The sequence below is a fragment of the Peptoniphilus faecalis genome, assembly GCF_012976305.1.
GTDB classification, from domain to species: Bacteria; Bacillota; Clostridia; order Tissierellales; family Peptoniphilaceae; genus Peptoniphilus_A; species Peptoniphilus_A faecalis.
On record NZ_JABDSR010000003.1, the window covers coordinates 69,019 to 93,238 of the forward strand.

A 24,220-nucleotide genomic window follows, 5' to 3' on the forward strand; every position below is an offset into this window, starting at 1 on the left:
GAAATATGAAACTCGAGCTTTTTAATTACATCGACGATGTATTAGATCTTTTTGATTATCACAAAATTGAACTTGCAGGAGTTAATAAAGAGCTTAAAAAGTATTTTTCCTACATATTTTCAGATGACGACAGACTTACAAATATTACCACGAGAATAAAAACTCAGGAATCTCTTCGTGAAAAATTAATTAGAAGAAATTTCTTCATGAGGTTTCCTGATCCTGTTCGTGGTTTTAAACAAATCCAAGATTTAGTTGGCATTAGAGTTGAATGTCGTTTTATTAAAGATGAAGAAGCACTGTATAAAAAAATTATTGAAGACTTTACTATAAAGTCTGACAGAGGCTATTACAAGTCAAGTATTAATAAAAAAATCAGATTAAAATTAGACGACCCACAGCCTCAAGCTCTTGCGAATGGTTTTACAATGTATAAATTAGATGGAGAATATGACACTGGATCTTTTATATATTGTTTTGAACTTCAAATAAAATCCTTCGTAAATGTTTTTTGGGGAGAAATAGATCACAAACTTCTTTATAAAAATTACAATTACATTATTACAGAAGGCTTTTTTAGAGAAATAATGAATTCAATTAACGATAATTTGAAGATGATCGACAAACAACTAATGATTTTATACGATCATGTGAAAAAACAAGATGCTTCGGAAACAATTTCTGCAGAACTTCAATTGAAGAAACTTCTTTCAAAAATTCTTCATGATGTTTTCACTAGGAAAATACATGAGGAGCTTGGACTTTTTATAAATATAAAAATTATCACTGATGTAGTAGTTGATTTTCTATTTATGAAATCTTCAAAAAATAAAGATTTAAGTTATGGAGAAAATTTTATTGATTTAATTAATAAAATTAATTCTGTCTCAGGGAATGAAATGAATGTTGAGGAATACATAGTTTTTGAAAAGAATCCAAAGTATTACGACAGCTTTTCCAAAGAAATTACAGAAATTCTCGGAGAAGTTATAAATAACGATTTGGATTGGAATATTCTATTTAAAATAATAAGATTAATTTCTCAAGAATCCTATGGTGAAGTTTTTACAGAATTTATTATTTTTGTGAGATACGAATACATGATATGTCTATCCAATCTTTTCGAAAACAAAGATCTTTTAAAAGAGGAACAGGATCAAGTGGAAAGTGTATTTTTATCTTCAGTAATTGATAAATTTAGAGAAAAAACTACTATTGAATTTCTTTTAGATACATCTTTAAATAAGTTTAACTCTGTTCTTTGTGAAATTAATAAAAGTGATGCCACAAGCTCAGAAAAAATGATTAAAATATTTAAAGATAATTACACTTTTTAAGCTATAAATATCCTTTACACTTATGTATAATGTAATTAGGAGGTTAAAATGAAAGATATAAACACCTTGTTGGAGAATAGAATTTTTTATTATTTTGATAAATTGACAAAAATCCCAAGATGTTCCTTTGAAGAAGAAAAAATTAGAGAGTATTTAATTGGATTTGCAAAAGAACATAATCTTGAATACAAAACTGATAAAATAGGAAATGTTGTCATTATAAAAGAAGCAACAAAGGGCTATGAAGATGTTGACAGCATAATTTTGCAAGGTCATATGGACATGGTTTGTGAAAAAACTCCTGAATGCATAATCGATTTTTCTAAGGATGCAATAAAGTATGAAATAGAGGGCGATTTTATTGTCGCTCACGATACAACTCTTGGGGCAGACAATGGAATTGCTATTGCCATGATACTTGCTCTTTTAGAATCAAAGGAGTATAAACATCCAAAGATTGAAGCGCTTTTTACAGTTAATGAAGAAAGTGGAATGACTGGTGCAGCCAATCTTGAAGGGGGAATGGTTACATCAAAAAGACTTTTAAACCTCGACTCAGAAACTGAAGGTGTGGGATGTATTTCATGTGCTGGTGCAGAAAGGGATCTTATAAAATTTAAAAAAGAATTTAAGAAATTAGACAAAGAAAAAACTCTATATGAAGTAATTGTAAATGGATTAAAAGGTGGACACTCTGGACAAGAAATTCAAGTTGGTTTAGGCAATGCAGTAAAAATTTTGGGAAGGAGTCTTTATAGAATTTTTGAACAAGTTAGTGGAGATTTAATTGAAATCGAAGGCGGAGCAAAACCCAATGCAATTCCAAGATATGCAAAGGCAATAGTTGCAGTAAAAGAAGAAGACATCAAAAAAATTCAAGATATAATCGTTGAACTTAATTCTCAATTCGTTACAGAACTTGGAAAAGTTGATCCCGATGTAAGGCTAAATTTTGAAAGAACAAAAGTTAATTTAGAAAAAGCCTTTACTGATGAATTAAAGAATAAAATTATAGGTCTATTAAACATACTTCCCAATGGTGTAATTGCTATGAGTAAAAATATTCATGGATTAGTAGAAACTTCTGTGAATGTTGGAGTAATCGAAGACAAAGAAGAATCTATAAATATTATTTCTAATATTAGATCTTCTGTACAATCCTCTAAAGAATATATTGGACTTGTAAATAAAATTGCAGCTAATAGTTTTGGTGCAGAAATAGAAATTATGACAAAATATCCTGCATGGGAGTACAAAGAAAATTCTCCACTACGTGAAGTTGCAAAAAAAGCTTACAAAGAAGTAAGTGGCAAAGAATTTAAACTAGAAGCAATTCACGCAGGACTTGAGTGTGGAATGTTTGTTGAAACAATTGGCGACATCGATATGCTTTCAATTGGGCCAAATATGAAGGGAGTTCACGCACCTGGCGAACACCTTTCTATTTCTTCAACTGAAAGAGTATTTGATTTCTTAATAAGAATACTAGAAGAATTAAAATAAATTTGGAGGAAATATGAATAACGAAGAAAAAAACTTACATGAACACGATGAAAACTGCGATTGTGGTTGTAATCACGAAGAAGGTTACCAAACTATTACACTTACACTAGATGATGACAGTGAAATGGTGTGCATAGTTCTTGGAATATTTGAATGTGAAGATAATGAATACATTGCCCTTCTTCCTGAAGATAAAGAAGAGGGCGAAGATGTATTCCTCTATAGGTACAAGGAAATTGATGAAGAAGAAGTTGAACTTGACTTAATTGAATCTGAAGAAGAATTTGAAAAAGTTTCAAAAGCTTTTGAAGAAATTTTTGATGATGAGGAAGAAGAATAATTTCCTAAATGGTTTACAGAAAATATTCTGATTTTTTAAGGGAAAAGTTTGGCGAAAAAGTCTACAAACTTCCAGTAAAACTTGATTTAACTTGTCCCAATAGAGATGGAACTTGTGGCGTTGGTGGTTGCATTTTTTGTGGTGAAGAAGGGGGCAGTTTTGAAAATAATTTTGGAACTGTTAGAGAGCAAATTTTAAAAAATAAAGATCACATAAAAAATAAATACAAGGCAAATAAATTTATTGCCTACTTTCAAAATTTTACAAACACCTATATGCCCTTTGAAGAATTTAAAAGAGTAATAGAAGAAGCTCTCATAGAAGATGTAGTTGGTGTAAGCATATCCACAAGGCCCGATTATCTTCCCAAAGGGCATTTAGATTATTTGGAAGAATTAGGGAAAAATTATTTCGTAACCGTTGAAATTGGTCTTCAGACGCCAAATTATCACAGTCTGAAAAAATTAAATAGAGGACATGGTCTTTCTGAATTTATAGATGCCGCAATAAAATTAAAAAGGAGAAATTTAAATGTTTGCACTCATATAATTATTGGTATTCCTTGGGATGACGATTTAGATATTATTGAATGTGCAAAAATATTAAATGTTCTTGGCATTGACGAAGTTAAGATTCACGCCCTTTATATCTTAAAGGATACTGTACTTGGAAAGATGTATCAACAAGGACAAATAAAACCTATTTCTTTAGATGAGTACAAGAAAAAAGTTATACTCTTTTTAAGAAATCTTAAAGATGATATAATAGTGGAAAGAATAATAGGAAGAGCACCTTACGAGAATTCTCTTTTTTGCAATTGGAATACATCATGGTGGAAAATTAGAGACGATATTATAGATGTTATGCATGAAAATGGATACAATCAAGGTGATCTAGTGAAAGGAGAAATACTATGATAAAGTATATTTTAGGGAGCAAAGGCTCTGGAAAGACAAGATGGTTAATTGACAACGCAAATGATGATATGAAAAAGGGCGATGGAAATATTGCTTTCGTAGAAGTTGACGACGATCACATCTTCAGTTTAGATTACAATGTAAGACTTATCAATGCAACTGAATACAGATTAAACTCAATTGACAGTTTTTATGGTTTCATTTGTGGACTTTTTGCAATGGATTATGATTTACACAAAATTTATGTTGATGGAATCTACAAAGTGTTGACACTTAATATTGAAGATTTAGAACACTTATACAATAGAGTTTCTAAAATTCCTGATGCAGAAAATAAAGAAATCTACATAAATGTTGACTACCTAAAAGAAGATATGCCTGAATCTCTAAAAGATCACTGTCTAGAAGTAACTGGTAAATAAGGTGTTATAAGTGGATAGAAAAACAATGGTAAGAATTATTGCGCTTTTACTTGTTATTGCCATGGTAATTCCAATAGTTCTAAGTGTGATTTAATGGTGCTTCGTGAAATTTAATAAAAAAAAGGGACTTTTTGAAGATTTTTTTGAACACAGATCCTTTCTCATAATGCAATACACAAATGGCGACATATCTAAGAGAGAATTTTTGCAAAAAAATTTCGATTATTTTGCAATAAAAAATGCAAGACCTTACATTAAAGTAGATTCCTATGAAAAGGGAATGTACAATTACCAATACTATAATGTAATGGCAAAGTATTATAGAGCTCTTTCCAAAGATGTTAGGAATACAAAAAAACATTCAAAGTACTATAATTATTACTTAAATTTAACAAATAAATATTATCAACTAAAGGATAAATCTGTCTTAAATATTTTAAGGATACAAGACTTTAGAAACACTAAGGCTTATTATATTAAGTGTCAATCAAAGGCACTTAGAAATGAACTTTACGAAATAGTTTTAGAAGACAAGAAAGAGGCAATCTTTCACTCAAAGGCTCCTTGGCTTTTAAGGATTTTAAAAGAAGAAAATATTTTTGATAGTCAAATGAAGACATCCATTATAGATCACTATATAAATGAAAAATATTATTAAAAAAGGACTGTGGGAATATCCCCTCAGCCCTTTTTGATTTCTAACTTTAATTTATTTTGCATATTTTTTAATTTCAATTAAAAAGCTTTCCATAATTCTTGTCATGTCGCTTTCTTTGCATTGCAAATCAAGAGTGTACATATTGCCAGTTCCTATAAATTCAAAATAGCCCTCTAATTTTTTATAAATTTTCTTTAGGTCAAAATTTAGATTTTGTGAGCGAAGTATTATTATTTTTGACCTATCACCATTTTTTAGTCCATAAATTTGTATGAAATTGTCTTCTTTAAGAATGTAATTTGAAATTTCACGAAGCTCTTTTAAATTTACATCCTTTAGAACTTTGTAGATGTAATTTATGCCAGATACATCTGTAGCAAAACGTTTAAAAGATTCCACTGCTTGGTAGAAGATAGGAGATTTTTCCTTATTGTCATTAGAGGAATTTTGCACAAGCTCATTATTTAGTTTTTCTTCAGTAACATTTTTATTTTTTTGAGTTTCTTTAATTTCATTTTTTGAAGAATAGTCTTTACTTTTAACTTCTTTGTTTAAATTTTTAAAAGATTCTAGCTTATATTTTTCGTGGAAAAATTTTGAATCGTATTTTTCTTTTTTTGCAGATTCAATAACTCTATGTTGTTGAGGAATTTTTACAGATTTATTATTTTTTTCCTTACTCTCAAAAGTTTTATCAGCGGGAATGTCTTTCTCTAGTTCAGATGAAATTTCAATATGAGAATTTTTTACGTCTTTTAGGACTTTTTCAGGTTCACAAATTTTTTCTAATTTATCAACTTTTATAAACTCATCATTTTTTTTCAATTCATTATCCTTTTGAGAGTCTATGATTTTTTCTTGCTTTGATTTTTTTTCTATATTGTTAGCGCTTTTTGACTTTAATTTTTTTACATCGGAAAACACATTTTCTATGCTATCGCTATTAAGGTACATCTTCATATTTTCAAGAGTGTTGATGGAACTTCTCGCAAGTTTGTAGGCATTTTCTCCAGATGCAATTGTAAGTCTAATAGCAGAATTTATTTTGTCAACTGAAGAAATAAGGATCATTCCAATTTCACCAGTTCTTTTCAGTGCAGGACCCTCATAAGAAATTTTTGCAAGTCTTTCAATTGATAAATAATTATCAAAATTTTCAATTGCTAAATTAGAGAAGACTGCATAATTCGCAAGGGACTCAATATTTTTAAGGGTCATAAATTTAAAATCCTTTGATTTCACATCTATGTAAGAAGAGTTTTTTCCAACTTTATAATTTAAAATTTCTGAATTTGTATTGCTTGTAAGGAAATATCTTATTAGTGCATTGCCAAGATTTTCTTGCATCAAAAGAAGCCTAGTCTTCCAGTTTATTTCAATTTCAACTTCCTTTTTATTTTCATCTATTTTAAAATAATTTTTATTACAAGATAAAAATTGAGGCTCTTCCCCGTTTATTTTAATTTCATCAGCTAAAAGATTTTCGCTTCCAGTGAAGAAGGGTGCCTCTTCAAGCTTTCCATAAGTAATTCCCTTTCGATTTATTTTATCAATTATTTTTAATTTATAATTTTTTTTGTAAGGATTTTTGTATTTTGAATTCATAATTACCTCCTACAATATATTATCATATTTCGTGACTTCACGCTTTAAAAAGATATATAATAAGAGGGGGTGTATATGTATTTATTTGGAGCAATTTTTTTGGGAATTTTACTTTCAATTTTTACAAAAATGAGTTTGTTAAAGGCAATTCTTTTCTGGACTTTAGCCCTTGTACTTGTGATGAAAAAAGGAGATAAAAAATTATTTTTATTTCCTATAATAATTTTTGCGGTTTACATAAATTTTAATTTTAGAGATTATAAAATAGAAGATTTTTCTGGAGAAGTCATAGGAAAAGTTATTTCTTCAAAAGAAGATAGATCTATACTTAAAACAAGTTCCATAAGTGGTAAAAAACTTAACACAAAAATTCTAGTCTACGAGAAATTAGAAGGTGGAGCAAATTATAAAATTTTTGGAAAATTTAGTTCGCCACTTCCTGCAATGAATTATGGGACTTTTGATTTTGAAAAAAACAACAAGTCTCAAGGAATTTACGCTATTGGAAATATAAAAAGCTGTAAAAAGATTTCTGAGCCAAGTGTTTTTTATAGACTTTCAAATTTTTGTATTGATAGGGCGAAAAAATTTTATTCAGAGAATTTAGATGAGAGAAATTCAAATTTAATGTCTTCGATTGTCCTTGCAGATAAATCTTTAATTGAAGAAGGGGATAGAGATAGATTTAATAACCTTGGCATCAGTCACATCTTAGCCGTGTCTGGTCTTCACATTGGCGTTTTAGCTATTTTTTTGGAAAGTATAACAAAGAAAATTACAAAAAATAGAAAAATAACAGATTTTGTAGTTACAATGGCATTGCTTTTTTACATAATTACTATTGGTTTTCCAATTTCTGCTCTGCGTGCCTTTTTGTTTTTTCTTCTATACAAGGGAAATATCTATTTAAAAAAAGATTTAGACGTGAAAAAAATTTATTTTCTAAGTCTATCCATAATTCTATTTATTAATCCCATGGCAATTTATTCAATTTCAATGATTATGTCCTATGGTGCGATTTTTGGACTAGTTTTTGTCTACCCAGCATTAAACAGCAAAATGGCTGGCAGTGGAATTATTAAAAAATCCATATTGGGAACAGCATCTGTATTAATTTCGCTTTTCCCAATAATAAACTATTATTTTGATGGTTTTTCTATTTTAGTATTTATAGTAAATTTAGTGATTGTGCCAATTTATTCAGCTATAATTTCTCTTGGATTTATTCTAGGTGTGGGAATTTTACCAAGATTACTTGGCAATATTTTAAATATTTTAATGAATGCAACTTATGGTTTGGAGAGTCTATTTATTTCAAGGGGAAGTTTTTTCACAACAATAAGAGCTTTTAAATTTGAGTATATTTTTGCCTACTACATTTTACTTATATTGATTTTATATCGACACAAGTTAAAAGAAATTATTGTGCCAAATATTAAAGTAATTGAAATTTACATAGTAGTATTCTTTGTAGTAACATCTTTAGGAATACTTGAAGATTACCATACCTACAAAGAATGTCATCTTTACATAGGCCAAGGGGACTCTACATTAATTAGTTTTCGAGATAAAAATTATTTAATAGACACTGGTGGAGCGAGATATGAAAATAAAATTGCGGAAAAATTTTTATTTCCAACTTTAAAGGTAAGAGGAATTTCAAAAATCGACGGAATATTTTTATCTCACTTTGACGAAGATCACGCTGGAAACTTGAATAAACTCGTAAAAAAATATAATGTAAAAAATGTATATATAAATCATTTGCCAAAAGATCCAAAAATTTTAGAAGATGCAAAAAAATTTTCTAAAGTCATAATGCTAAAAAAAGGCGATATTATAAAAATTTCTAAGGATACAAAAATTGAAGTAATAAGCGATGTTTTAAACAGCGAAGATGAAAACGACAATTCCATGGTATTATTAATAGATCACAGAGGTTTTAAAACACTTTTTACTGGCGATATTTCAGAAAAAGTTGAAAAAGAAATAAATAGTAAAATTGATATTTTAAAGGTTGCCCATCATGGTTCAAAAACTTCAACTTCAAGTGAATTTTTGGACAATACTAAGCCAAAAATTGCTATAATTTCAGCAGGAGTCAACAATTCCTATGGTCATCCACATCAAGAAGTAATACAGAATTTAGAAAAACATGATATTATATATTATATCACGGCAAAAGACGGCGAAGTGGATTTAAAAATGCAGAGCGACAAGATTAAAATTGACACAAAAAAGGAAGAAGTAGATTTAAAATTTTATATTTTGCTAATAATTTTAAATACAACTTTATTATACATTGTAGCGAGGGAAAATTATGAATTACAAACAAATTTACAGAGACGAAACACATAGTGGAGCCTATTTATTTTTTGGAAAAGAAAAGTATTTAATAGAAAATGCCCTTAGTTACCTAATTAATAAATATGTAAAGGGTACAGAAGCCTTTAATTATACTAAATTTAATGGAGTTGATGTAAAACCAGAAGACATTATTTCTGCCTGCGAGACTTATCCTGTTATGAATGACAAAAAAATTGTCCTCGTTAGAGATGTCTGCGATTTTCTAAGCGAACATGAATTAAAGAACTCTTTTTATGATTTCTTGGACCAATTATCTGATTTTGTAATTTTAATTTTCTGGGACACTCAAAGCATTAAAAAGACTACAAAATTTTATAAATACTTTCACAAGAAAAATAGAGATATGGAATTTGACAAACTTGGTCCAGCTGATCTCAGAAATTTTATAAAGGGATATTTTATAAGAAAGGGAAAAACAATCAATAATAGTGAAGTTGCTATTTTTATCCAAGAAAGCGGATATAATTCAAAAAATGAAGATGTGAGACTTCTCGATTTAAATTCTGAAATGGATAAAATTGCAGCAGTAGCAAAAGATAAAGTTATAAAGGAAAGTGATATAAGAAGTATAATTTCAGATAATATAGACACAAATATTTTTAAATTTTTAGATGCAATGCTTAGTAGAAATACAGAAATTGCAATTGAAGAATTTCACAATCTCAACAAATTAGGAGAACCACTACCTCTAATTTTTCACATGATCATTAGACAGGTTAAAAACCTATTGTCCTATAAAATTTTATCTGAAAAAGATTTGAGCAGAAATGATATTATGAATAAAATGGATGTAAAAAAATTTGAATTTGAAAAAAAAATATTAACTAACGAGAGAAATTTTTCAAAAAAATTTTTATTAGAATTTCATGATGAATTAATTAAAGCAGATGAACTCTTCAAAACTTCTTCTGTAGATGAAATTGTAATTTTAGAGACAATTATTATAAAATATTGCAATAATTTATAATTTTGAAATAATATCAAAGTAAAAAAGTGTAACATATGTCTTGACAGTTAAGAGACTTACTCAAAAGTATGCAAAAAGAACCTTGCAATGAATGTAAATTCGTGGTAAAATAGCAAAAGCGTTAAATATGGAGGTGAAATAATGGCAAATATTAAATCAGCTATTAAGAGAATTGATGTAGCTAGAAGAAATTCTGAACGCAACAAACCTATAAGAACTGAAATGAAAAATGCAGTTAAAAATTTTAGAGTTGCACTTGAGGAAAATAGACTTGATGATGCGAAAGAACTTTTAATAGTTGCAGACAAAAAATTAAAAAAAGCTGCTAACAAAAATGTAATTCATAAAAAACAAGCTTCCAGAAAGCTAAGTCGACTAGCTAAGGAACTTAACAGTAAAATCGCTGGCTAAGAGAAATTTTCCCGGGAAAGTTTCTCTCTTTTTGTTTTAGAGAACAAAGGTGATGTTACAGAATAGACAGTCCTATTCAATTCATCACCTTTTTATTATTTATGATGCTAATTATTTAGCTTCATTGTCAAAACTTGTATAGAATATCATGTAGTACAATATCTAAAAGAAATATTATACCATTATTTTTACAGAACCAAATAATTTGAAATTCATATTATCATAAGATTTTTATTTTTAATAGATTTCTTAATTGGTAAGTTAAAAATTATGAGGGGAAAGGATTTGACCTTTGCTTAATCCTATAATTTAGCAAGTTTTTCATAAGCTTTTTTATTTTTATCTCTTGACTATCAAGACAAAAATAGACTAAAAATAAAGCAGGCTATTGACAAGGATGAATAAAAGCCATATAATATCCAATGTAGCTAAGTTTAGGCAGACTATTGTCTACTAGGATAAATATTCATAAAACTAAAAAGGGATTAAATAACTGCCAATTTTGCAAATATGTATCCTTAGCTCAGCTGGATAGAGCGTCTGGCTACGGACCAGAAGGTCGGGGGTTCGAATCCTCTAGGATACGCCATCAAATTGTTGATATATCAATAGTTATAAATAGTTGCATTTTTTGCTATATTTTTTCACATGAAAACACCGTTATCACAATGGATTTTTTACACATTTTCGTTGTTGCTTATGGTGTTTTTTATTATTTAATAACATCATAATTATTCATATTCATAAATAGGAGTGTATTGTATTATGAGAATTAATAGTAATGGTTTCATGTTAGACAAAAATCAAGAAATGTTTCTAAAAATGAAAGAATTAGAAAATATTAGTAAAAACACACTAAAAAATTACACATCATTATTTTCTAAAATGGATAAGAGAATTAATCAGAGATTAGATTATGAAAATGAAGATCATTTGTGCGACCAAGTATTAACATACTTTACAGCAATAAAAGATCACAAGCCTAATACATACAATATTTCTGTTACGGGAGCAAATTGTTATTTTAATTATTTATTACAAAGAAATAAAATAAAAAACAATCCGTTAAAATTATTAGGCATAAAAAGACGTAAAATAGAATTTAACCCACGACCTTGCAGTACAAATGATTTAAAACAATTATTAAAAGTAATTGATGTAACAGAATATGCAGGTTTAAGAGATTATGCTATAATACTTTTAATAGCGGACACTGGAATTAGACCAAGTGAAGCCTTTGGATTGGTTACAAATGATGTAGATTTTGTCAATAATACTGTAATAGTTCGCAAAGAAACTTCTAAAACTCATAAGGAAAGATTATTGCCAGTATCTACAAAAGTAATGATTTACATTAAAGCACTTTTAAAATATAATATGGATAGCGATTATGTGTTTAATACAATCAATGGAAACGAAATGACAACAGATAGATTTCAAAGACGTATGAAACATTATAGCGATTATTCAAACACTAAAATAACACCATATCAATTAAGACATTATTTTGGCACTGAATACGTCAAAAGTGATAATTGCAACATATTATATTTACAAAAAATAATGGGTCATTCAAAACTAGAAATGACAAGGAGATATATTAAAATAGATCCAGAGGATTTAGCTAGGAATCATAAATTAGCTAGTCCAATAGATAAATTAGATTAAAGGAGAAAGAAATGCTAAAACACAAACTAAAAATACAAGTAATGCTTATTCTTTTACTTCCATTCATTTTAGCAGGGTGTAGTGGGTCAAAAATGACTATGAAAGATAATGACACCTTGCGTGATATATTGTCCGACTACACTCTATTGCCACATAGCACGGATAGTGTTAGTTCGTATGCTCAACAAGATTTAAGGATGGGTTATGACAGCTGTATATCTCCATTTGTTGTTATTTCTCCTCATGGTGGAAAGGCAATAGTGGATTTCAGATATGTCGGTACAGATTTCATTGACATTAAAAATATTGTCGTGGAAACAGATAACCACAAATACAGAGTAAGCTTTAAAAAAGATGATTTAACACAAGATGTAAAATCATATCCCACTCCTTATGTTGAAGAAACAGTATTTTGCGACATAAACAAAAAACACTATAAAATGCTAGTTGATATAGCCAACTCTAGTAGCACTCGTGTGACATACACAGGTAATGACACATATAGTTATGAATTGTCTGACACAAACAAAGAAGCTATTAAAACACTAGTTTCTTGTTATGAAGAATAAAAAAAAATAGAGGGAGCTTTATGCTCCCTCTTAAATTATATAGGTCTATTCTTATTAAACTCTGCTACAACAGATTCAATCATCATGTCTAAATCTGTTTTCTTAACCTTAATACCCTTAGCATTTAATGACTTAGTAATATAGTTTAAAGCTTCTGCTTTCTTTTCCTTGCCATCCCAACCATTAACTTTACCAAGTTGTTCTATTGCATTAACACCAATTTTTACAATTTCAAGTACCTTATTAACCTTACTAACACCATACTTTTTAGCAAAATAAGTCAAAATGACAATAGCACCAGTGGAAATCAACAAAGCAATAGCTTGTAAAATTTCAGTAACATTACTTTCCATAATATCTCTCCTTTCAAAATAAGACAACCAATTACATTAGATAAAAATTAAAACGCAACCACGAACGTTTTGGAACGTCTGATAGCATTTTAAAAAACCTATACACTCTTAATGCCAATCATAGAATTTAATTTTCTAGTAGTGTGTCTGCCCTTATTATCTTTCCACAACATTTGAGTAGAACCGCCACCATCTAAAGCAACAGCACCATCAATGTTTAAATTACATATCTCTCTTCTAAAAATATTCATAGAACACTCTTTCTTAGTTATAATCAAATAAGCAGTATTTCCCTTAAAAGCAATGGCAGTATGGTGGGTGTGTCTTACAATGTCAGCAGGTACTTGCTCAAGAGTTGGATTGTAATCAGGATATAGACCAACACCACCAACAGCAAATAAAGGTTTAATAGAAGCTTCATTAATATTATTGATTCTTTCTACAATTGCCCTATTCCCGTCATAAATTAGAGTTCCTCTCTTAATGTGACTTTTCCAATGATTAACACTTGCATTCTCGCCAATAGGTTTACCATTATTCACTGAAATAGACCAAGTAGAACTAGACAGTTCAGGTCTGCCAGTGTCAAAGAATGTACCATTAATACCATAAGCACCAACTTGTCGAAGTGTTTTACCACCTAATTGAGTAACATACAATTTATCTAAAGTAGTTTTAATTACTTTTAAATAATCAGTTTCAAAATATTCATTATCATTAACTAGTTTTTTTTTAAAGCTCTTATAATCATAGAAACAACCTCTTCACGAGTAGCAGTTTTCTTTGGCATAGTACCATCTGTAATTCCAAGATTAATAGCTTCTTCCCATTCTTTTTTCGCCCAACTTGATGGCTCTGTATTTTCAAAATTTTTATCAATATCTGTCATATCATTATCCACCTTATCCTTTTCAAATTTCTTGCTTGGATTGTCTTTCACTAATCTTTCTCTTTCAGATAAAGGTTTATCAAAGTCAAAACTAGAATTTTTAGACAAATCTATTTTAACTTCCATAGGCTTAGCTACATCAAGCTTAAATTGCTTCCATTTCTCCCAATTATTACTTTTCATATGATTAGGACAGGACTTACCAGTAGCGTCAAAATGCCTAACAACTCTATCTAATGGAATATTAAATTTCACCATTAAATTTTTGACAAGTTCAACTGTATTCCTATACATTAAATTATAATTACCATCGGAGTTTACACACATTTCAATGCCAATGGAATTAGAATTAGTAACATCATTTCTAGTAGCATATCTTTTGTTCCACTTATCGCCACAATGCCAAGCAGAATAAGAATCGCCAATAATTTGAATAATACCCTTATCATCAACAAAATAGTGTGCCGAAGCATTTCTATTGCCACCACCAAAATAATTGTAGTGAGAAAGAGCATTAGCACCCTTACCATAATTTCCAGTATCGTGAATTACAATAAATTTAACAGTATTATCATGCCTTGAAGAATAATTATATTTAATTGGTTTATATTGAAAATTCAAACAATCACTCCTTTTTCATCTGTTCTATAGTATTTTTAAGTTGTGTTATTTCATTTTGTAGTTTTTTGATTTCTTCGCCGATTTTTCTCTCAGATAAACCGACATATCGAAATGCGAGTTGAGCAGTCGGTGAACACCAAATACCACCGTTATAATGACCGTTCCCTTCACACCAACGCCACGCCAACCAACCAAATGTTGTGTCAAAAATGATTTGTATTTTTGTACAGTTTTTGTTGCTATCCAAGCGAGTATCCTTTACACGATTTCCTAATTCATCTATTAAATCCACAACACTATTATGACGAATATTAATCAACAATATGGGTACATCTATTGGAGCTATCCAATCAGCTCGCCCACCCAACAGATTCTGAGGCTGGCGGAATACATAGTTCCATGTGCCAAAACGCATCCCTTGTTTTTTCTCTTCTTCGTTAGCTTCCGAAATCAAAAGTGTTATAGGGTCATCAATACTAGCCAAGTAATCTCCATGTGGGTGTTGAGTTTTAAAATCCTCTAATTCTTTTAAGGTAACATATTTAGCTTCAATGTTATGCCATGAATCTACAAATGCTTTTAACTCATTTAATTCTTTCAACTTTTCAATTCCAAGAAAATTATCTTTAACAACTCTACCAAGTTCCGCCAGACCTTTCTCATCTAAAAATGTTTTATCTTCCACTTGACACCCCCATAAACACACTTTTTATTTTCTCAATAGGAATAGCACTCACTTTTGCCATAGCAATTACCTCATTACCCGAAGATAACAAGCTCTCTCTGATTTCCAAAGCAAACCTGCCAGTAGTTAAAACTTCATCATCTTTAGAAATTCTAATCTCAATATCAGCAATACCAAAAATAGAAAGCATAGAAGAATCAAGAACAAAATTTAAAATCTTATTCTTTTCCTTTAACTCAATATCGCCATTAACAACAAAAATCTTTCTATCTGGTCGTCTAAAAACAAGCTCTACATCATAACCATCGGGAACATCAAAAGGCTTATTGCCATCTTTTAAAGTAATAGACAGAATAGAAGTATCATTGTCATATTGAACAGCACCAACTAAAATAGAAGTAGATTTTTTAATATCTAAATCCACATTAAAAACCTTTTTCATACACACCTCCAATAAAAATAGGGAGGACTAAACCTCCCAATTCATTTTCCCAAAGCATCAACCTTATTTTCAATTCTAGTTAAAATAGCCATAATCTCTGTATTATTTTGACTATTTTTAATATCTTCAATATCATTCTTCATGTCCACAATAAAGCTTTCTAACCTTTGATGATGCAATTTATTATCATTAATAGCATTAGTATTAGCTTCAACGACCTTCGTAATCTTTTCAATCATCTTAGGCGTTTGAGTTAAATACAATGCGGAAATAACAACAAGTAGACCAAAATTAACAATAGATTGGTATGTTTCTAACATTTAATCACTCCCTTTTTAATCTGTAAAATAAACTATGTTTGAAGCGAAAGCATCAATTCTGCTACTATTTCCCCCATAAACTAATAAGCGAATAGTTCCACTAGATAATATAGATACGTATGTGCCACTTCCACAGTTAAAGGCGATTTCTTTGTCACCAGAGCTTAATGATGAGGCATTTCGGAAATAATCATAAGCTGGTCTAAAATCAGAAGGTAAGGTTGGCTGATGACCCCAGTTGTAGAAATCTTGCCCATTAAAATAAATAACAACCAGTTTACCTAGTTTTGTGGCGACACATTGTAAGTTTTGTCCAAACACCCAAGTTTTCAGCTCTCCACCACCAGCATCTTTAAGTTCCCTAGTCCTCTTATCAAAATCTCCAATCCAGTCCTCTAAATCCCTTTCTGATGTAACACCAGTCCAAGCAGATGCACTAGAATAACCCTTAGTTTTGCATCTACCAATATTAGACTTATCAGCCTTATTGTCTTGCAGAACCTTACCTTGTTTAGCCGATAAAGCCTTAGTGTTATCGCTTGTCGCTAAATCATCTACAACGCTTGTAACTGTGTCCGTATATTTAGGATTGGTAGGTATGTTATCTACCTTCGCTTTAGCATTGTTATCATAATCATTAGTAGAAAGACCTTTACCATCAACTTTTTTAACTTTTCCTGCTACATCAATCGTTAAACTATTTAACTTCTGACCTATTTCTCCAATTATTTGTTTCATTTGCTCATAATTTAATATCTTCATTTTTACTTATCACCTTAATTTCAACCAAAATATAATTCTCTTATGGCTCTTACATCGTTCTCATTAGCAACTTCTAACCCAATAGTAGATAAATCGGGAATAGGATTTAATTTCTCCCATTCATCCCACAAGATGCTACTAAAGTCAGGAGTTTTAGGATTTGTTGAACCTTTTCGCATGTAAAACACATTGTCCTCACCTGTCATATTTAGTGCTATTTGTGCTATTGAATTAGAATCGCCATTGTATCGGAATACAATGGCATACCAGTTTGGGTTTTGTTGATGAGGAGCGTTCGTTGAACTTTGTATGCGGTAAAAGCCAGAATTTGCCAATTGGTTAAAATCTGTTGATGTTTCTTGATAGATAAGTTCTCGCTCATCATTAAGTGTTTTTATTTTATCCACCTTAGACTTAGATGCATCATCAAAATCGTGAGTAGATAATACTTTACCATTAACCTTGTCGACTTTATTATTTAACAATCCTTTTAATTCTTTATATTTTTGTCCTATAAAATTAAGACTATTTTCGCCTAATACTTTCACTAATTAAACGCCTCCTCTAATTCTTGTTGAGAAAACTCTTCAATTTCCGTAAACTTATTATTTATCTTGTTGTTCATTTTTTCGAATTGTCTTTGAATAACACGATTATATTCGTACAAATGTTTTGACAAAACATAACTAGCATTGTTTGTTATTATGTTACTTTCTACTTGAGATGTTTCGAATTGTTCAGTGGATATAACTGGTTCAATAGCCAACAATTGTCCATTGTAAAATAGAGCTTGTTTCCATCCGTAACTCTCCACTGTCCATTTGCGTGACTCATCATCTGGTTTTACAATGGTAAATTGTTTTTTTGCAATTGCGTTTTGAAGATCTTGATCATATTTGAGTGCACGGTTATAATCGCCCGAAAACTCATACTCCTTTACAAGTTGGTCGGAATAATCTACCAGTTTATTATCAATAGCAGTATTAACCTCTATTTTTTTTGCATAATCGCTTAAATCCACTTGTGTAGAACCAATCAGTTCATACTTACCATTAAGCCATAAATATTCAAGATAATTATTATTACCTTTGCCTTTCTCATCTTTTACCAAATAAATAACATCATCTTTGCCAGTAGTTGGTAGGGAAGTGACAACCTCTTTTTTTAATGTACTAGACTTAGAAATTAATTGTTGTATCTCCGTTTCTGTTTTAAAATTACTATCATTAGTCAGCTCTGATGTTTTAGTAGGAACATCTTTCTTTTTAGCATAAGGAGTTAAATCATAAGTAGTATCAGTGTACTTAGGATTTTCGGGAATGGCATCCACTTTAGCTTTGTCAATATTGGCGTAGTCGTTAGTGGATAAAGATTTTGCACCATCTTTTTTAACAAATTTTAGTTCACCTAATTGAAGCATGTTCAACGTTATGTATTTGCTTTCAAGCTCGTCTATTAAAGGCTTGCAAGCCCAAATATAAACAATACCTTCTTCCTGTTTACGTAAAGAACTTATCTCTTCAACACTCAACACATGACCATCTACATGTCTTACAAGCAAGCTCTCGTTTTTGGATTGCTCTTGTTGCCACGCTCCTACAAAACCATATTTTTTATACCTCTCGCTGTTCACTACTTTCTTTTCATCAAAATCGCTCTCAGAAGCCCATTGTTTTATAAAATCCAACAGTGAGGCTACAGTCATGGAGGGGTTCTCACAAATGAGTACAAGTAAACTGTGAAACAAAACTTCCAAATCACCGGCAAGCATAAGAGTATAACCCTCATTCACAAGTTTTATATATCTACGCTCATCATCAGTAATAATATCTTTCTTTTCAGCATACTTATTCTTAGCAGCATTGGCGTACGCCTCAAACCCCTCATAATCTATTAATTTATAAGTCATAAATTCCTCCAATAAAAAAAGAGATAGATATCACTCTATCTCTTAAAAAATATATTATACTAAAGCAACTACTTCTTCTGTACTTGCAAGAACAATATCACTAGCTAACACATATTTCTCCAACGCATTATTCAATTTAGGATCTGTTACATATTGAGATAAATCGGCAGAAGCAATAACCTCATCTAGTTTTTTTATAGATTCTTTAGCCTCATTGAGATTTTGAACTAGATTATTATCAGTAGACTTAGCATCTTGATTAGAACTATCTAAAGTGCTTTTTGTTTGTTTAGCATCAGTATTTAAAGCACTTAAATCTTTATTTAGTTTTGTCATATTCTCGTTTAAAGTTATTGCTTCAGCATTGGTGTTCTGCAAAGTGGGAATATTTCGCCCAGCATCATCATTTTGATTAATTAAATTAGTTAAAGTGGTATTGGCAATGTTATTCATCTCCTCTAATGCAGGCTTGATTAAATTAGCATTAGCAATAGATTCTTTTAAATCATTATTTTTGCTTTCAGCAGTAGCAGAATTAGAAGTTAAATCCGCTACATTTTTTTCAGCTCTAGCATTGCCAGAAGATAAATTGCTAATAGCTTCTTGTGCTTTAGCATTTTGTGTTTGCAAATCACCAAGAGAAGTTGAAGCATTGTGAACTGAACTATCTAAACTGTCTTTACTATTACGAGCATTGACAACACTATTGTCAAGATTGGACTTAATCACATTAGCATTAGAAATAGAGCTATCTAAAGCCTTTTTGCTTGCACTAGATGAACTAATAGATTTATCTAAATCAGTTTTAGCTTGCTTAGCCTTTTCAATATTAGAGCTAACTAAAGTATTTTGTTCACTAACATCGCTTTTTAGCTTAGTCATTTGTTGAATAATATTGTTACTAGTAGCATTTGTTGATTCAGCCTTAGTAACATTAGCTTCTAATTTACTATTTATTTCCTTAGCATTTTGGATATTTTGAACAATAGGAGATGCCTTTAATTCTTCTGTGATACCTATCGCATTATCTATTGTAGAATTTAAATCTTTAACTATTTTTTGTCCCTTATCATTAGAAGCATTTAACTTTTCAACAATATCATTTGACCTATTAACAAAACTTTCTTGTTGAGAAGCAAGAGAATTATATTCACTAATTTTACCCTCAATATCAGCCAAAGTTAATATAACTCTATTAGAATCATCAACTTTTAACCAAACCCTTGAAGCAGGGAAGTAGGCAACACCCATACCATTGTAGCTAACAGAAATTTCCTTACCATTTAAAGATTGATTAAGATAAATAAAACCATTGGTATAATCAACATAAAATTTATCAGCAGTAATTTCTTCTTCCTCACTTCTAACTTCCACTAAAGTTTGTGAACCAAATTTAACAACAACGCCTAGTTTACTATCTGGCAACTCATTTAGAGGAACACAAGAATTAGCCACTTGATGCCTTTCACTCTCAATTTTATTTGAAATCCTATCACCATTATGAGTGTATCTATAATTTGTAATAATAGGATTTGAATATGATTTATAATACATTTAACACCTCTCTTATTAACTCCCCAAAACTCTTTCATTAACTTTCTCTCTTTGTACATAAAGACATTTGTCGACCACTTTCCCAATGTCATAAATAAAATATTTGGATATAATTTCATCTTTTCTAACTGTATATGGTAAATTATCTGTCCCCAAACCAACTCTTCGACAACAACGAGCGACTGAATCTAATAGTGAGTTATACATATTGGCTGTAATAATATCTTCGCTTCTTGGAATGTAGTCACTATATTGAGTATATTCAATCGTTCCATATACTGTGGATTCTAAATAAAAACTCATATTAACCAATCTACGCCAATCTTCACTTACAGAACTCAATTGAGTAACATTCGCATTAAACCCGTTGTCATCTCTTGTTAAAACAGTATTATAAACACCCTTGTATATTGTCCAATTATTGTATTCACTCATACACAAAAAAGGTTTGGAAAAAACGTTATAATTATCACCATGCAAGCCACCACCAGAAGCCAAGTGACAAGTTCCAATTGGAACAGAGGGAAAATAGCTTAAATCAGTTCGACTTAAAGAATAAGAAACAGTTCCGTAAAAAGTGCCATCAGTCAGTTGATCTTCACGAATGTAATCGTGACCTTGAACAACATATCGGCTTGTTTTCGTACCATCAGCCCTATATAAATCCCAAGCTTTTGTCACACTTACTAAATCCACATCACCATACCCATCTGTTTCAATTTTAACTTTAACATAATTATCTTCCACAGATTCAAAACTCACCAATTCTATTCTCGTCAGCCTATGAGCAGGTGGCTTATCTCCACCACCATTCTTAATTATAATTTCACTAGAACCTCTTATTGGTATTGGATATTCTTGGTGATTATATACACCATAAATAAAAGCTTTGTAATATCCAGATTGAGTAGTTCTACCATCAGCTGTTTGAGTGATATCAAATTGAACGTGAGCTTCGTTGGAATAACTTCCAGAAGTAGGGTCTCGCCAACCCATATGAGTACTCTCAAGATATAGTCTAAAACAGTCATAATCTCTGGCTGGATACTGTAAACCACCAATAGTAACGACTACCATACTATCGTTATAGTCATCAATTGTAGCATAAGCCATTTAATCACCTCTCAACCAAATTGAACATAAGCAGGAACACGACCATTATCTAATTGACGTGCCAAAGAGTCTAATGCTTGATAAATTCTTTCTATATCTTTCATACTAGACACTGGAACACCCCCAATATACAATTGGCTACCATTCCACATTAAACCATTGTTCCCGCCAATAGTTAAAGTTCCATTGCTTGTGTTGTATTTAAAGCCATTTGATCCAAATATAACACCACTAGAGGATATGTCGATATAATTTGTTCCAGAGCTACCTATTTTTAACCTTGATGTAGCTGGCATTGATATGCCAGAAGTATTAACAACAATCTTTTCACCATTGGGAGCTATAATCGACAGATCCCCTTTCGCATTTACATAGAAAACCTCTCTGCCATCTTTTTTGATATAAAACCCCTTAGCGTTCATTTCGGTATTAACAGTAGTACCACTATTAGTGTTACTTACAGTTATGCCGTCTTTATCAATGCGAACACCATTAGAAGTTGTAGTTAAGCCATTATCACTTAATTTAGCACCACCATAGGACTTATCTTTGTAAACTAAATCAGACACTTCTTGCCAATGACAAGTTCCACTATAAGAGCCTATACCAGTCCAAGAATAAGTCTTATCCTTATTGTATCTGTAAATACCCACTACCTTGCCAGAACCATCTTCATTAGTAGATTTAAGCCATAAAGCCCCATCTGGAATTTTAATTGAACTATCAACAGTACCATTTTTAACATCTGGTGGAGTTTTTTGTCTATAAGTTTTTCCACCATTAGCTCTAACAAAATCTGCTAATTGAGATTCTTCTGTTTGGTCTGTAATCAATATTTGATTAGCATTAACAGTAACAAACTCGCCAAGTCTACCACGAATAGCTTCCGCATTAATACCATCGCCACTAATAGCAGTACCCACAGTTTCCCAATTGTCATTAGTAAAAGCTATAACATTGTGAACACCTCTAACTTGTCTATTATCAATAGTTCCATCAGGATTTTCTTTTAATAACCACAAGCCCCTATCATCTAAAATAGGTTTTTGATTTTCAGCAGACACAATAGCTTGTTTAGACAAATCTAAATTCATATCTAATCGTCTAGCAATAGTAGAATATTTTTCAATAGACTTATTCCACTCACTATCTCTTAAAGCCACTTGATGAGAGGCTGTCTGTATATTGGATATTAAATCACTTAAATAGAAAGTAGGGTCAGTAGTAGAAAACTTGTTGCCAAAATGCAATTTAATGCCCTCATTGCTATAATCAAGTTCCATTTCTAGCAATCTAACCTCAAACTTAATGTCCAAATCATCTGATTCTAAATTGACTAAATCACCAACTTTAAGTCTTGCCATAGGCTTCTTAAACCTAGCAATTTTTCTAAAGTCGTCTAAATCCATATCAAAGGAAATAATAGGGTAACATAACCTCTTAATTTCTTCTTGTGCATATTCATAGAGATTGTTCTCATCAGTTCTTTTAAAAGAATTATCTCGAACAACACTCTCTTTAATAAACCTATCATATTCTCTTAAAACATCTGGGGTAAAGAATAGGGAAACATCTACTTGTTTTTTTAAATCTTCTCTCTCTTTATTGGCAGCAATAAGATACTCTGTATTCTTTTTTATCTGGGAATGAATTTGGAGTAAATTTTGTCTTTCTTGCTTCAACTTAGCTTGATTTTCATGCATCTTGTTTGTCAACTCTGCACGAATTTCATCTTCATTATCATATTGAGAATTAGGAAGAGCTAAACCAGACACATTTTGGTCTATAAGCGTTTCTAGTCTTTTAATAGCGTTTTCTTTTTCTTGTCGTAATACATCTAATCTGCCTAATTCTGTGTTGAACTTATCTAACTTTTTAACAATTTGAATAAAAGTAGGAGTTAAGTCCTTAACAGCCTTATCGTATTTATCTAAAGCATCTTCAAGATCCTTAGACATATAATGAAAATCTTTATAAAAAGACAAATCCTCCACATAGTTTTGTCCTAAAACATTGTAATTTTGAAAAGATATAGTATCATCACCATACATATATAATCGAGTAACAATGTCGTCAGTATTAATCTTCTTGGTGATTGACTTAACAAAATTATTATCTGAAATCACAATACCTTGATTACCACCAAGAGCATTTTTTTCGCCATCAACAGTAATTACCCTTATCTCTTCTTTAACAGTGTCATATTGAAATAAACAATTAAACTTCTCCTGGCAAGTTTTAAAAGCATCTAAAATAGAAGTATCAGAGAATTTAAGTTCCCTAGTCTTGTTTAATAGCTTAGGGGCAACATAACTTACTCTCCATGATGTTTTATTTTCCACATAATTGAGGAATCCTCTTTCAACACCATCTCTATCTATGCTATTGTTAGGGTCATACAACATACTACCCTCTTTATCAAACTTTTGTACCTTTTTATAAGACAAAGTATATTCAGTAGAATAAGCAGTTATTGACTTTACAACTTCGCCACTTTCACTCTTTCTTTCCTCTGGATTTTGAATAATGAAATATTGACCCTCTTTGTCGTCTTTGCCATCATTTAAATATATAAAAAAATCTCCGTAAATAGCATCGTACAACTCATTTCTAACCTTTTTACCTCTAGCGGTTGACCTATATAGAGGAACATCAAAGGACAACTCGTCAACATTTACAAGAGATATTTTTCTATTTAAATTATTGATATTGTGTATCTCCATAAAAGGCTTTCTATCTGGCTTACAAAGAGATAATCTCATCTTCTTTTGAAAATCCACACCCTTTAAAGATATATCCATAAACACC

At 30.6% G+C, this 24,220-nt stretch carries 24 protein-coding genes and 1 tRNA gene; 12 read left to right on the plus strand and 13 right to left on the minus strand.

The annotated features are described in order from the left end of the window. Positions 1–5: 5 nt before the first annotated feature. From HKO22_RS02695 to HKO22_RS02720, 6 genes are all read left to right on the plus strand, one after another. The gene (locus HKO22_RS02695) at positions 6–1,337 is read left to right on the plus strand and encodes a GTP pyrophosphokinase (RefSeq protein WP_075659145.1); all 1,332 of its coding nucleotides are present in this window, start codon (positions 6–8) and stop codon (positions 1,335–1,337) included. 48 nt (positions 1,338–1,385) lie between these two features. After that, entirely contained in the window at positions 1,386–2,840 is a 1,455-nt protein-coding gene (locus HKO22_RS02700) for an aminoacyl-histidine dipeptidase (RefSeq protein WP_169968340.1), read from the plus strand. Between the two features lie 13 nt (positions 2,841–2,853). Next, positions 2,854–3,180, plus strand: coding sequence for a DUF1292 domain-containing protein (locus HKO22_RS02705; protein ID WP_169968342.1), 327 nt, complete (start codon positions 2,854–2,856; stop codon positions 3,178–3,180). Between the two features lie 8 nt (positions 3,181–3,188). Next, on the plus strand, positions 3,189–4,097 hold the full coding sequence (locus HKO22_RS02710; RefSeq protein ID WP_169968343.1) for a TIGR01212 family radical SAM protein: 909 nt from the start codon (positions 3,189–3,191) through the stop codon (positions 4,095–4,097). Continuing rightward, positions 4,094–4,519: a hypothetical protein gene (locus HKO22_RS02715; protein WP_075659141.1), complete on the plus strand. Its 426-nt coding sequence runs from the start codon at positions 4,094–4,096 to the stop codon at positions 4,517–4,519. The genes HKO22_RS02710 and HKO22_RS02715 overlap by 4 nt, the downstream gene beginning before the upstream one ends. A gap of 103 nt (positions 4,520–4,622) precedes the next feature. Next, positions 4,623–5,177: a DUF6648 family protein gene (locus tag HKO22_RS02720; RefSeq protein WP_075659140.1), complete on the plus strand. Its 555-nt coding sequence runs from the start codon at positions 4,623–4,625 to the stop codon at positions 5,175–5,177. A gap of 51 nt (positions 5,178–5,228) precedes the next feature. Here HKO22_RS02720 and HKO22_RS02725 read toward each other — a convergent pair whose 3' ends face one another. Beyond that, positions 5,229–6,782, minus strand: a complete 1,554-nt coding sequence (locus HKO22_RS02725; RefSeq protein ID WP_169968345.1) for an alanyl-tRNS synthetase — start codon at positions 6,780–6,782, stop codon at positions 5,229–5,231. Positions 6,783–6,857: 75 nt separating this feature from the next. On the opposite strand from HKO22_RS02725, the gene HKO22_RS02730 reads away from it, so the two are divergent. From HKO22_RS02730 to HKO22_RS02755, 6 genes are all read left to right on the plus strand, one after another. Continuing rightward, the gene (locus tag HKO22_RS02730) at positions 6,858–9,140 is read left to right on the plus strand and encodes a DNA internalization-related competence protein ComEC/Rec2 (protein WP_169968347.1); all 2,283 of its coding nucleotides are present in this window, start codon (positions 6,858–6,860) and stop codon (positions 9,138–9,140) included. Further along, positions 9,103–10,116 (plus strand): DNA polymerase III subunit delta, encoded by a 1,014-nt coding sequence (gene holA, locus HKO22_RS02735; RefSeq protein WP_169968349.1) that lies wholly within the window; start codon positions 9,103–9,105, stop codon positions 10,114–10,116. Before HKO22_RS02730 ends, holA begins: the two co-directional genes overlap by 38 nt. A gap of 141 nt (positions 10,117–10,257) precedes the next feature. Continuing rightward, a complete protein-coding gene (rpsT, locus tag HKO22_RS02740; protein WP_169968351.1) occupies positions 10,258–10,527 on the plus strand; it encodes a 30S ribosomal protein S20 in 270 nt (89 codons plus the stop codon). 512 nt (positions 10,528–11,039) lie between these two features. Further along, positions 11,040–11,116, plus strand: a tRNA-Arg gene (locus HKO22_RS02745). A 176-nt stretch (positions 11,117–11,292) separates the two neighbouring features. Next, positions 11,293–12,195 (plus strand): tyrosine-type recombinase/integrase, encoded by a 903-nt coding sequence (locus HKO22_RS02750; RefSeq protein WP_169968353.1) that lies wholly within the window; start codon positions 11,293–11,295, stop codon positions 12,193–12,195. Positions 12,196–12,206: 11 nt separating this feature from the next. Next, on the plus strand, positions 12,207–12,764 hold the full coding sequence (locus HKO22_RS02755; RefSeq protein WP_169968355.1) for a hypothetical protein: 558 nt from the start codon (positions 12,207–12,209) through the stop codon (positions 12,762–12,764). A 35-nt stretch (positions 12,765–12,799) separates the two neighbouring features. Here HKO22_RS02755 and HKO22_RS02760 read toward each other — a convergent pair whose 3' ends face one another. The 12 genes from HKO22_RS02760 to HKO22_RS02815 form a co-directional block, all read right to left on the minus strand. Continuing rightward, the gene (locus tag HKO22_RS02760) at positions 12,800–13,117 is read right to left on the minus strand and encodes a phage holin, LLH family (RefSeq protein ID WP_169968357.1); all 318 of its coding nucleotides are present in this window, start codon (positions 13,115–13,117) and stop codon (positions 12,800–12,802) included. Between the two features lie 98 nt (positions 13,118–13,215). Further along, positions 13,216–13,776 (minus strand): phosphodiester glycosidase family protein, encoded by a 561-nt coding sequence (locus HKO22_RS02765; protein WP_169968359.1) that lies wholly within the window; start codon positions 13,774–13,776, stop codon positions 13,216–13,218. A gap of 62 nt (positions 13,777–13,838) precedes the next feature. Then, positions 13,839–14,627 (minus strand): peptidoglycan recognition protein family protein, encoded by a 789-nt coding sequence (locus HKO22_RS02770; protein WP_169968361.1) that lies wholly within the window; start codon positions 14,625–14,627, stop codon positions 13,839–13,841. Positions 14,628–14,631: 4 nt separating this feature from the next. Then, entirely contained in the window at positions 14,632–15,312 is a 681-nt protein-coding gene (locus HKO22_RS02775) for a hypothetical protein (RefSeq protein ID WP_169968363.1), read from the minus strand. Next, a complete protein-coding gene (locus HKO22_RS02780) occupies positions 15,302–15,754 on the minus strand; it encodes a BppU family phage baseplate upper protein (RefSeq protein ID WP_169968365.1) in 453 nt (150 codons plus the stop codon). The genes HKO22_RS02775 and HKO22_RS02780 overlap by 11 nt, the downstream gene beginning before the upstream one ends. A gap of 41 nt (positions 15,755–15,795) precedes the next feature. After that, positions 15,796–16,074, minus strand: a complete 279-nt coding sequence (locus HKO22_RS02785; protein ID WP_169968367.1) for a hypothetical protein — start codon at positions 16,072–16,074, stop codon at positions 15,796–15,798. Positions 16,075–16,089: 15 nt separating this feature from the next. Then, positions 16,090–16,836, minus strand: a complete 747-nt coding sequence (locus HKO22_RS02790) for a hypothetical protein (RefSeq protein WP_169968369.1) — start codon at positions 16,834–16,836, stop codon at positions 16,090–16,092. 20 nt (positions 16,837–16,856) lie between these two features. Beyond that, the gene (locus HKO22_RS02795; RefSeq protein ID WP_169968371.1) at positions 16,857–17,384 is read right to left on the minus strand and encodes a pyocin knob domain-containing protein; all 528 of its coding nucleotides are present in this window, start codon (positions 17,382–17,384) and stop codon (positions 16,857–16,859) included. Next, positions 17,384–18,745, minus strand: a complete 1,362-nt coding sequence (locus tag HKO22_RS02800; protein WP_169968373.1) for a hypothetical protein — start codon at positions 18,743–18,745, stop codon at positions 17,384–17,386. The genes HKO22_RS02795 and HKO22_RS02800 overlap by 1 nt, the downstream gene beginning before the upstream one ends. Before the next feature lie 54 nt (positions 18,746–18,799). Further along, complete coding sequence (locus HKO22_RS02805) at positions 18,800–20,299, minus strand: coiled-coil domain-containing protein (protein ID WP_169968374.1); 1,500 nt, start codon at positions 20,297–20,299, stop codon at positions 18,800–18,802. Positions 20,300–20,314: 15 nt separating this feature from the next. Beyond that, positions 20,315–21,412, minus strand: coding sequence for a hypothetical protein (locus HKO22_RS02810; protein ID WP_169968376.1), 1,098 nt, complete (start codon positions 21,410–21,412; stop codon positions 20,315–20,317). 11 nt (positions 21,413–21,423) lie between these two features. Further along, positions 21,424–24,213 (minus strand): phage tail protein, encoded by a 2,790-nt coding sequence (locus HKO22_RS02815; protein WP_169968378.1) that lies wholly within the window; start codon positions 24,211–24,213, stop codon positions 21,424–21,426. Positions 24,214–24,220 lie beyond the last annotated feature (7 nt).